General features: G+C 55.2%; 8 protein-coding genes. 5 read left to right on the top strand and 3 right to left on the bottom strand.

The window, feature by feature from the left end:
- Positions 1-4,852: HAMP domain-containing protein (locus tag KK078_RS27540; protein WP_254093567.1), on the top strand; the 4,852-nt coding region annotated here is incomplete at its 5' end.
- A gap of 13 nt (positions 4,853-4,865) precedes the next feature.
- Positions 4,866-6,137: a response regulator gene (locus tag KK078_RS27535; RefSeq protein ID WP_254093566.1), complete on the top strand. Its 1,272-nt coding sequence runs from the start codon at positions 4,866-4,868 to the stop codon at positions 6,135-6,137.
- Positions 6,138-6,306: 169 nt separating this feature from the next.
- On the opposite strand, the gene KK078_RS27530 is transcribed toward KK078_RS27535, so the two are convergent.
- From KK078_RS27530 to solA, 3 genes are all read right to left on the bottom strand, one after another.
- Complete coding sequence (locus KK078_RS27530) at positions 6,307-7,332, bottom strand: LLM class flavin-dependent oxidoreductase (protein ID WP_254093565.1); 1,026 nt, start codon at positions 7,330-7,332, stop codon at positions 6,307-6,309.
- A 238-nt stretch (positions 7,333-7,570) separates the two neighbouring features.
- Positions 7,571-7,837: a hypothetical protein gene (locus KK078_RS27525; protein WP_254093564.1), complete on the bottom strand. Its 267-nt coding sequence runs from the start codon at positions 7,835-7,837 to the stop codon at positions 7,571-7,573.
- Between the two features lie 626 nt (positions 7,838-8,463).
- Positions 8,464-9,600 (bottom strand): N-methyl-L-tryptophan oxidase, encoded by a 1,137-nt coding sequence (gene solA / locus KK078_RS27520; protein ID WP_254093563.1) that lies wholly within the window; start codon positions 9,598-9,600, stop codon positions 8,464-8,466.
- A 156-nt stretch (positions 9,601-9,756) separates the two neighbouring features.
- Between solA and KK078_RS27515 the strand changes: the two genes are divergently transcribed.
- The 3 genes from KK078_RS27515 to KK078_RS27505 all read left to right on the top strand — a co-directional run.
- On the top strand, positions 9,757-9,942 hold the full coding sequence (locus tag KK078_RS27515) for a hypothetical protein (protein ID WP_254093562.1): 186 nt from the start codon (positions 9,757-9,759) through the stop codon (positions 9,940-9,942).
- 220 nt (positions 9,943-10,162) lie between these two features.
- Positions 10,163-10,747, top strand: coding sequence for an RNA polymerase sigma factor (locus KK078_RS27510; protein WP_254093561.1), 585 nt, complete (start codon positions 10,163-10,165; stop codon positions 10,745-10,747).
- A partial coding sequence (locus KK078_RS27505; RefSeq protein WP_254093560.1) for a hypothetical protein occupies positions 10,744-11,207 on the top strand: 464 nt, incomplete at its 3' end. The genes KK078_RS27510 and KK078_RS27505, both read left to right, overlap by 4 nt.

The raw sequence follows: 11,207 nt of genomic DNA, 5'->3' as shown, positions 1-11,207 counted from the left end.
GGCGAAGGGTGACTTGTCGCGTAAGATCACGGTGGACGTAAAGGGCGAGATCCTCGAGCTCAAGGATACGATCAATACGATGGTGGATCAGCTCAACTCGTTTGCATCGGAAGTAACGCGTGTGGCGCGGGAAGTGGGCTCGGAAGGTATGTTGGGCGGCCAGGCAGACGTGCCCGGTGTAGGCGGTACGTGGAAAGACTTGACGGACTCGGTAAATAAAATGGCGGGTAACCTCACCAGCCAGGTGCGGAATATCGCCGAAGTAACCACAGCCGTGGCGAACGGCGACTTGTCGCGTAAGATCACGGTGGACGTGAAGGGCGAGATCCTCGAGCTCAAGAACACCATCAATACGATGGTGGATCAGCTCAACTCGTTCGGCTCGGAAGTAACGCGTGTGGCGCGGGAAGTAGGCTCGGAAGGTAAGCTCGGCGGCCAGGCGACGGTGGAAGGTGTCGGCGGGGTATGGAAAGACCTGACCGACTCGGTAAACCAGATGGCCTCGAACCTCACGGCCCAGGTGCGGAACATTGCCGAGGTAACGACAGCGGTGGCGAAAGGCGACTTGTCGTGGAAGATCACGGTGGACGTGAAGGGCGAGATCCTCGAGCTCAAGAACACCATCAACACGATGGTGGAACAGCTGCGGGGCTTTGCGTCCGAAGTAACGCGTGTGGCGCTGGAAGTGGGCTCGGAAGGTAAGCTCGGCGGCCAGGCCGATGTCCAGGGTGTAGGCGGTACGTGGAAAGATTTGACGAACTCGGTGAACCTGATGGCGTCCAACCTCACCAGCCAGGTGCGGAACATCGCCGAAGTAACAACAGCGGTAGCGAACGGCGACTTGTCGCGCAAGATCGACGTAGACGTAAAGGGCGAGATCCTCGAACTCAAGAATACGATCAACACGATGGTGGACCAGCTGCGCGGCTTCGCCTCCGAAGTAACGCGCGTGGCGCGGGAAGTGGGTACCGACGGTAAGCTCGGGGGCCAGGCGAACGTGCCGGGTGTAGGCGGTACGTGGAAAGACTTGACCGACTCGGTAAACCAGATGGCCTCCAACCTGACAGGCCAGGTGCGGAACATCGCCGAGGTGGCGATTGCCGTGGCGAACGGCGACATGTCGAAGAAGATCACGGTGGACGTGCGCGGGGAGATCCTCCAGCTGAAGGAAACCCTCAACACCATGGTGGACCAGCTGCGCGCGTTTGCCTCGGAAGTAACGCGTGTGGCGCGGGAAGTGGGTACCGACGGTAAGCTCGGGGGCCAGGCGTTCGTGCCCGGTGTAGCCGGTACGTGGAAGGACTTGACCGACTCGGTAAACCAGATGACGGGTAACCTCACGGCCCAGGTGCGGAACATCGCGCAGGTGACGAAGGCGGTGGCCTCCGGCGACCTTTCAAAAACGGTGGCCATCGACGTGAAAGGTGAGATCCTCGATCTGAAGAATACGATCAACACAATGGTGGAGCAGCTGAACTCCTTCGCCTTCGAGGTAACGCGTGTGGCGCGGGAAGTGGGTACGGAAGGTAAGCTCGGAGGGCAGGCCGAGGTGCGCGGTGTAGCCGGTACGTGGAAGGACTTGACCGACTCGGTAAACATGATGGCGTCCAACCTGACGAGCCAGGTGCGCGGTATTGCCAAGGTGGTGACCTCGGTGGCGACGGGTAACCTGCGCCAAAAACTCTCGATCAATGCGAAGGGTGAAGTGGCGCAGCTGACGGATACGATCAACGAAATGATCGAGACGCTGGCCGTATTTGCCGACCAGGTAACGAACGTGGCGCGCGAAGTGGGTGTCGACGGTCGTCTGGGGGGCCAGGCGAACGTGCCGGGGGCGTCGGGCATCTGGAAGAATCTGACGGAGAACGTAAACCAGCTGGCCCAGAACCTGACCACGCAGGTGCGTGCGATCTCGGAAGTGGCGTCGGCGGTAACAAAAGGTGACCTTACCCGTACCATCCGCGTGGAAGCGCAGGGCGAGGTGGAAGCCTTGAAAGATACCATCAACCAGATGATCTCCAACCTGCGTGCGACGACGCTGCGGAACCAGGAGCAGGACTGGCTGAAGTCGAACTTTGCAAAGTTCACACAAATGCTGCAAGGACAGCGCGACCTGGATACGGTAAGCCGCCGCATTCTTTCCGAGCTGGCACAGGTGGTGAAAGCGCACTACGGTGCGTTCTACATCCTGAAGCATAACGAAGAGACAGCGCACGTCAATCTGCAGCTCTTTGCGGCGTATGCCCATAAGGAAGATAAGAACATACCGCGCGAGTTTTCCATCGGCGAAGGGCTGGTGGGCCAGTGCGCGCTGGAGAAAGAACGCATCTTGTTAACCAACGTGCCGCAGGGGTATATCAAGATTAACTCGGCGCTGGGCAAGACCCGCCCCGCCAACCTCATCATCCTGCCGGTGTTGTTCGAGAACGACGTGAAGGCGGTGATCGAGCTGGCGTCGCTCGAGATCTTTAACGAGACTCACCTCGACTTCCTCAACCAGGTGACGGAAAGTATCGGGATCGTGTTGAACACGATCGAGGCCAACACCCGTACCGAGGAGCTGCTGGCGCAGTCGCAGTCGCTGGCGAGCGAATTGAAAGTGCAGCAGGAAGAGCTGCGCCGCACCAACGACGAGCTGCAAGACAAGGCGCTGCTGCTGGTGAAGCAGAAGGACGAGGTGGAAGCCAAGAACCAGGAAGTGGAAGAGGCGCGTCGCTCGCTGGAAGAAAAAGCCGAGCAGCTGACGCTTACCTCCAAGTATAAGTCCGAGTTCCTCGCAAACATGTCGCACGAGCTGCGCACGCCGCTGAACAGCTTGCTTATTCTTGCGCAGCAGCTGTATGAGAACGCGGAAGGGAACCTCAACGACAAACAGATCCGCTATGCAAAGACGATCCACTCGTGTGGTGACGACTTGATCCAGCTGATCAACGACATCCTCGATCTGTCGAAGATCGAGTCGGGCTTTATCTCGACCAATATTTCGCAGGTGTCTATTTCGGAGATCGCTTCGTTTGTGGAGACGACATTCAAACCGATTTCGGAAGCCCGCAACCTGAAGTTCCGCATCGAGACGGAAACGTCGCTGCCGGTGTCGCTGGATACCGATATTCAGCGCCTCAACCAGATCCTCAAGAACCTGTTGTCGAACGCCTTCAAGTTTACGGAGAAAGGCGAAGTGAGCCTGAACATCTTCGAGGCGAAGAAGAACTGGCGGATGAGCAACCCGGGGCTGGAAGCGGCACGCAAGGTGATCGGCTTCTCGATCACCGATACCGGCATCGGCATTCCGCAAGAGAAACAGCTTATCATCTTTGAAGCCTTCCAGCAGGCAGAAGGTTCTACCAGCCGGAAGTATGGCGGCACCGGCCTGGGCCTCTCCATCAGCCGCGGTCTGGCCGAACTGCTGGGCGGTACGATCGAGCTCGAAAGCGAGCCGGGACGTGGCAGCACGTTTACGCTCTACCTGCCGGTGAATGCTGTCGCGGGTGCCATCCCACGTGAGAAGTCCGACAGTATCAAGGCCATTGACCAACTGCAGCTGACCGACGACACCGGCGCGATCGACACGCTGCTGAACACGCTGCGCGTGACGAAAGACGGCGTGGATACACGCGGCCTGGAGATCGTCAGCGAGATGATCAACGACGCGGGCGACGACCGCAATAACATCTCGGCTACCGACAAGGTGATCGTGGTGGTGGAAGACGATTATCGTTTTGGTAAGATCATTCTCGAGAAGGCGCACACGCGCGGGTTGAAAGTGGTGATCGCGTCGACATACGTGGATGTATTCGAGTTCATCAACCGCTTCTCCCCCATCGCCATTACGCTCGATGTGAAGCTGCCGGCGACCAGCGGCTGGAAAGTGCTCGACTTGCTGCGCAACGACCTCAACTATCGTCATATTCCGATCTATGTCATCTCGGGCGAAGAGAACCGCGCCCTGGCGATGCGCCGCGGGGCGCGTGACTTCCTGCTCAAGCCGATCGACAACGCCGCGCTCGACGAGCTGTTCCGCGACATCCTATCCTACAACCAGCGTCCTTCGCGCAAGGTGCTGATCGTCGAAGACAACGAGATCGACTCGTCGCAGATCGCCAAGGTAATGGAAGATACCCATGTGTCGGTGTCGATTGCCGCCACCGGTAAAGATGCCTTCGATATGCTGGAGACAGAAGACCCCGATTGTATCATCCTCGATTATACCCTGCCTGATATTTCGGGCTCGGACCTGGTGAGCAAGGTCAGCTTGCTGAAGAAAAAGCTCACGCCGGTGATCGTATACTCGGCGCGCGACTTCGACAAGGGTGAGCTGTCGCACCTCAACCAGAGCTCGAGTGCGGTGATCCTCAAGAACGCCAACTCGATCGAGCAGCTGCTGGAGGAAACGATCTCACACCTGCACATCAACCACAAGGACCTGTCGCAGCAAAAACGCCGGATCATCGAGACGATCCGCAGCAAGGAGGACATCCTGAGCGGTAAGAACATCCTGGTCGTGGACGACGACGTACGGAACCTGTTTGCGCTGACGACGGTGTTCGAGCGGTATAACATCAACGTCATTACGGCGGAAAGCGGCCGGGACGCCATCCAAATCCTCAACGACGACCCGAAGATCGACATGGTGCTGATGGACATCATGATGCCCGAGATGGACGGGTATGAAACGACCCAGAAGATCCGGCGTGAGCACAAGAACAGCTCCCTGCCGATCATCGCCGTAACGGCCAAGGCCATGAAGGGCGACCGCCAGAAATGCATTGAAGCAGGTGCTTCCGATTATATTACCAAACCTGTTAAAATAGATCAACTGTTGTCGCTGATGCGATTCTGGTTCTGTAAATAAACTGTTTTTTTGGATGCGACCTAAGATTTTATTAGTGGATGACCGTGAGGATAACCTCCTTTCAATCGAAACCATTCTCGAGCCCAGTGGCTACCAGTTCGTGAAAGCCCAGTCGGGACGCCAGGCACTAAAGATTCTGCTCAACGAGTACGACTTTGCCATGATCCTCATGGACGTAAAGATGCCGAACCTGAACGGCTTTGAGACGGCTTCGCTGATCTATGAACGCGACAAGCTCAAGCACATTCCGATCATCTTTATTACGGCCAACAACTTTGGCGATGAGAATATGTTTCGCGGCTACCAGGCCGGCGCGGTGGACTATATCTTCAAACCCATCAACGCCGACGTGCTGCGTGCCAAGGTGGCCGTGCTGGTGGACCTCTACCGCAAGAACCACCAACTGAAGATCCAGGAGCAAAAGCTGATCTCCATCAACCAAAGCCTGCAGCTGGAGATCAAAGAGCGGATCGCATCGGAAGAGCGTGTACGCCAGCTCAACAGCCAACTGCTGGAGAATATCGAGCGGCTGGAGGCGGTTAACAAAGAGCTGGACCGTTTCGCCTTCATGGCCTCGCACGACCTGCAGGAACCCCTGCGCAAGATCCGGTTGTTCTGCAACAAGCTGTTCATCCGCTACAAGGACATGCTGGACGAAAGCGGGATCGACGACTTCAATCGCATTCAGCGTTCGGCCGAACGCATGCAGACGCTGATCCGCGACATCCTCACCTTCTCGCGGATCTCCGACGACGCCGGCGAGTTTATTTCCACGGACCTGTCGGTGCTGATCAATGAAGTGCTCTCCGAGATGGACGACGAGTTCGATCTGAAGGAAGCGGATATCGTGATTGAAAACCTCCCGGTATACCGCGTCAACCCGGGATTGGTCAAGCTCCTGTTCCACAACCTGATCACCAACGCGCTGAAGTATCGCAAGAAGGAAGTGCGGCCGGCGATCCAGATCACGACGATCTTTCCGAATACGGATGGGCTACCCGGAAATGGGAGGGAATACCTGCGGATCGCGATCAAGGACAATGGGCTCGGTTTCGACCAAAAGTATGCCGAGGAGATCTTTGGCATGTTCAAACGTCTGCACCACACCAGCGAGTTCAAAGGCACGGGCATCGGCCTGGCGCTCTGCAAAAAGATCGTCGAGCACCACCGGGGCTTTATCTCGGCGCTGAGCACGGCCGGCGAAGGATCGACGTTTACGATCTCGCTGCCGATCCAGCAGGAAGAGCTGGTGGATCATTCGCGCGCGGGGTCGACTCACGTATAGTATTCATAACCCAATAAACCCAATAATGACAAAGCCCGACCGAATTTGGTTGGGCTTTTTTATTGCCACTGGTTGACTGCGCCTGAGGGCGAAGGCGGTCGGAGACCGCCACCATACGGGGCACCGGTCTCACCCCGAAACGGGGTTAAGACCGGCGCCAGATGAGTTCCTATTTCAGCTGCAACGCGGCAGCTACCAGCGGTTTTACTTGTTGGCCGATCAATTCGATGGAGCGCAATAGCTTTTCCTGAGGTAAGCTGGCATTGTCCATCTGGAAGGTCAACCGGCTGACGCCGCCCAGCGCTTCGCTATGCCGCACGATCTTCTCAGCCACTTCTTCGGGGCCACCGATGATCAGGGCACCCCGCGGGCCGATTTGAGCGTCGAAGTGCGGACGTGTTACCGGGGGCCAGCCACGTTCACGACCGATCTTGGTGAAGACCGCTGCATAGCCGGGAAAGAACTCGTCGGCGGCCGCTTTAGCGGTAGGTGCCACGTAACCCAATGAATGCAGGCCTACTGTAAGCTTCTCTGGAGCATGTCCGGCTTTGGCCCCGGCCTCGCGGTACATGTCTATCAGCGGCCGGAAACGGTGTGTCTCACCGCCGATGACGGCCACCATTAACGGCAGGCCTAACATACCCGCTCGGACGAACGACGCGGGGGTCCCTCCTACGCCCAACCATACCGGGATCTGCGGCTGCACCGGGCGTGGGTAAATGGGCTGTTCTTTTAACGCCGGCCGGAACCGGCCCGTCCAGGTGATGACCTCCTGGTCGCGGATCTTCAGGAGCAGGTCCAGTTTTTCGGCAAAGAGGTCATCGTAGTCCTGTAGCTTGAAGCCGAACAGCGGAAACGAGTCCGTGAACGAGCCCCGGCCCACGACCAGCTCTGCCCTGCCCTTCGAGATCAGGTCCAGGGTGGCGAATTCCTGAAATACACGCACGGGGTCGGCTGCGCTGAGCACAGTCACGGCGCTGGTCAGTTTGATGTTTTTGGTGCGGGCAGCCGCGGCGGCCAGGATCACGGCCGGTGCCGAGTCGAGAAATTCACGGCGATGGTGCTCGCCGATCCCGAATACATCGAGCCCAACCTGGTCGGCCGTCTCGATCCGTTGCAGCAGCTGCGCCATCGAATCCATGTTACTTTGATTGCTTCCGAGGGTGGCAGCAAAGCTGTCTATTCCAATTTCCATAGGAGTTCTCCTTTTTAATTGTTGTTGTAACAAGCTTTCCGATCGAATGGTTCCTGGCGATCTCTACCCAAGCTCAGCCCTGTAAGGGCGTAATATAACAGCCCAGGCCAGAGCGCCAGCGGCGGGCCTGGGAACAATGCCGATGATTACCTCAGCCCTGTAAGGGCGTAACAAACCCGACAGCGACCGGTGCCAGTTTCGTGTTTAGCGGCCGATCGCTTCCCCAGGACGTTGCTTACTAACGGATGATGTTGATCAGCAGAAGTGCCGGCAACAACAGCAGCAACAAATAGGCTGCCTCCAGGTACCAAAGCTTGCGGGGATTTTCCCAAAAGAACTTGTATAGGATCAGCGCATAGATATTAAAAATGAACACGGCAATAAACGATGCTATACCGAATGCGCCGAGGGCGTTACTAGTATGCCCGAAAAAGACGACCCGGGCGAGCAGTGCCAGGATCACTGCGTTTATGAGTAGGATGGAAATTCTTCTGAATGCGATCAAAGTGTGCCTGTTTGGAGGATTGCGTCGGCAAAGTTATGGAATATACATCATATTCATTCAGCAGACGGCCTTAATATCCCAAAGAGTGTGTTCATATCGACGTCGGTAAACACTAACATCACTACGGCTTCAACTTCTATAGAGACGAGTAAGAACTCACGTTGGTCGCTTTTATTCAGATTTGTTAACAAGCTCTCATATCCTATGGTCTTTGCATTACTCTGTAGCATAATGTGATACCGGATGGTGTACACTCCCAATACTTGTTCTCTTTCAATTACTCTATTTCTCCCTACGTTAGTCGCCGAGATCAGGGTATGCTCAGGTAGTTGTTCGGCGCCCAGGTTTATGTGTTGGGTTCTCACTACCTGGATGAGTTTGTCGCGATTGATTTCTATTGTTCGCCGTGTCATTTGCGTTGAATCATGTATTTCTCCTTTCAGAACCTTTGTGCATAAGCCGAAGACGCTGCGGAAAGCGTTGGCACTTACAAATGCCTACCGTATGGGCACAAGTCACCGCTTCGCTAATACTCGCCCGGGCTATACTTGCTAATATTGATGTACGAACCGGGGCCATTGCTGATCTTCTTCGGAGGTCATATTTCGATAATCGTGTTCGTGGATTTACAGGGCTGTGTTAAACCGATCTATCCGGAACGGCGTCAGGTCGAAGCCGGTCGGCCGCCCCAGGACCATGTCGGTCAGGATCTTACCGATGGCGCTGGCAAATTTGAAGCCGTGGCCGGAGCACGGGCTGGCGATGATGACGTTGCCATGGTGCGGATGGTAGTCGAGGATAAAATCCATATCCGGCGTGTTGGTATACATACAAACAGACGCCTCGCGGAAAATAGGGTCGATGCCGAAATGTTTGCGGATGACAGTCTCGATGGCCGCAACCTCCTGGCCGGTAACCTGTCGGTTCAGATGATCGGGATCGGCCGGCTGCCCATAGTGGTGGAAGGCGACTTTCAGGCCGTTGCCCAGGTCCGGAAAACCATAGAACATCGTGTCTTCGGTCTCCCAGATGTATATCGGGAAATGGTCGGGTTGGAGACCTTGCAGCTGGCCGCCGCCGTGGTCGAACCAGAATACCACCTGGCGCTCGACGGTCAACGGCAGGGCTAACTCGGGCACCAGCTGGCCCAGCCAGGCGCCGGCGCTCACGATCACCTGCCGGGCAGTATAAGTGCCGGCAAGCGTTTGGACCTCGACATGATCTTTTTGGGGTGCGAGGGCCGTAACGGTCTCTCCCAGCCTGCACACGGCGCCGTGGGCTTGCGCCAGTTGCAGGGCCGTCTCGATACAGGCCTCCGGGAAAAGCACGCCTGCCGCGGTTTCAAATACGCCTACCGTGTCGGGTGTAGGATGAAATACCGGGAACCGGGTGCGAAGGGTATGGGCGTCGAGATACTCGTACGCCAGGCCATGTGTCTCGGCACTCAGTCGCGAGCCTTTTACCAAAGCCGATTCGGCGGCGCCGAGCATGAGGCCGCCGGTTTGGACGAATAATTCCCGGCTCGACAGGCGTTCTTGTTCATGCCACAGGCGGTACGCCTCCTGCACCAACGGTACGTACACAGGGCTTTCATAATACGCCTGGCGGATAATGCGGCTCTGGCCGTGCGACGAGCCGTATGTGTGCGGTGGCGCGAAACGGTCGACGCCGAGGACATGCTGACCGGCTTTGGCAAGCTGGTATAGCGCCTGGCTGCCGGTGGCGCCCAGCCCCAAAACAAGTACATCGTACAGCGGTAACATCTTATAAAGGTACCGTTTCTGCAGCAACGGATGAAATCACCCCGGCGCCTGTCTTCGCACAACCTTATTGGATCCGTAAAAAAAAATAAAACTGGAATAGGACTTTTCTAAAGTAGTGAGCTCTAATGAGGTGTGAACAGTTAACGAAATATAAAAATGATCTTACCGCAAGAAACAACCATGCATACCGTGGCAGATTCCATTCTTCCTGCCTTGTCAGGCTCCATCGTCGTGTTCCTCGCTATCATCATACTGACAGGCGATCATTGGAAACAGATCCGCATTACCATCAAGATCCGTAGACAAAAGAAGACCCGAAAGGAAATATCCAGCAAACCCTAGGCCATGGCTACAGCTCAGCGTACCCATCCGTTATAGAGCCGAAAAACGCATTTAGGTATAAGGCATTTTGTAAATAAAAAGCCGTAAAAAATATCCGGTATCCAGTAGGACTTTTAGCTCATTTGGCGATCTATAGGGCGGGCTCCTGGTTTCTACCGCACGACGCATCGATGGACTTACAATGAATTACTCAACCCAACCCTATTATGTTACTTTTCATATGAACGAGGTAGAGATAAACCTAATACGCAAAATAGCGGCAGGAGACACGGCAGCCTTTGAAGTTGCTTATAAAAACTACTTCCCCACGTTGGTGACCGCCGCTTTCAGAATAACAGGCAGCGAAGACGATGCAAACGACATCGCTCAAAACATACTGCAGAATCTCTGGTCAAGACGGGCTTTTCTCGACATCCACACAAGCCTTGAAGCCTGGCTTGTGACCAGCGTAAAGCACGCTTCGTATAAGCATATTCTGAAGACAAAACGCACGCAAGAGGCAACCGAGGTGTACACACAACTGCTGGACCCCTTTACTCTCAGTGCTACAGACGCCGATTTAACCAGGGGAACGGTTTATGATGCTATCGACAAGCTCTCGCCCCGGCGGCGGGAAATTTTTACGATGCATAAAATCGAGAACAAGAGCCATCCTGAGATTGCAGCACAGCTCAATATTTCCATCCAGACAGTAAAAAACACCATGGTGGATGCATATAAGGAACTGATTCCAATACTAAAAGCCAATAAACTTCTCCTATGGGAAATCATACTATGGGTTACATTCAACATAAAGGAACTATGACGGATTTTGAGCAACTCAGATATAAAATCCAGGAAGGATCGGCAACCGCAAAGGAAATCTTCATCTTTAAGATGATGGTCGATGAGATTGTAGAGCAGGAATTTGCCACGCCTCGTGAAATTTCCAGGTTCGAAGCGGAGAAAATACAATCGAGTCTCGATTCATTTTGGCAACGAAATAATTCTCCGAAATATCGGCCCTGGCATATAAACGCGCTGAGGCTCCATCAACGATGGGTGGCGATCATCGTCGGATCGGGCATTATCGTAACTTCCCTATTACTGTACGGGCTTTATCACTTAAAGAACAATCGACCGCTGGGGAAGACAGAAACCCAGGCACCCCTCCCGTCGGCACCACGTTCGGGCACGCACAAGACCTGCTCGGTAAACGGTCCGTCGCTTCACATCATGCCCGATGAAAGTGAGATCTTTATCAAGGCCGGTAGTTGGATCTCGTA

The sequence above is a fragment of the Dawidia soli genome, assembly GCF_018598185.1.
In the GTDB taxonomy this organism is placed as follows: domain Bacteria; phylum Bacteroidota; class Bacteroidia; order Cytophagales; family Cyclobacteriaceae; genus Ohtaekwangia; species Ohtaekwangia soli.
This window is presented reverse-complemented; position numbering and strand designations above follow the sequence as displayed.

Bases quoted from the DNA above. Each gene is read 5' to 3' on its own strand.
- KK078_RS27535 (WP_254093566.1), top strand. From the start codon at position 4,866: ATGCGACCTAAGATTTTATTAGTGGATGACCGTGAGGATAACCTCCTT.
- KK078_RS27530 (WP_254093565.1), bottom strand. From the start codon at position 7,332: ATGGAAATTGGAATAGACAGCTTTGCTGCCACCCTCGGAAGCAATCAA.
- solA (WP_254093563.1), bottom strand. From the start codon at position 9,600: ATGTTACCGCTGTACGATGTACTTGTTTTGGGGCTGGGCGCCACCGGC.
- KK078_RS27515 (WP_254093562.1), top strand. From the start codon at position 9,757: ATGATCTTACCGCAAGAAACAACCATGCATACCGTGGCAGATTCCATT.
- KK078_RS27510 (WP_254093561.1), top strand. From the start codon at position 10,163: ATGAACGAGGTAGAGATAAACCTAATACGCAAAATAGCGGCAGGAGAC.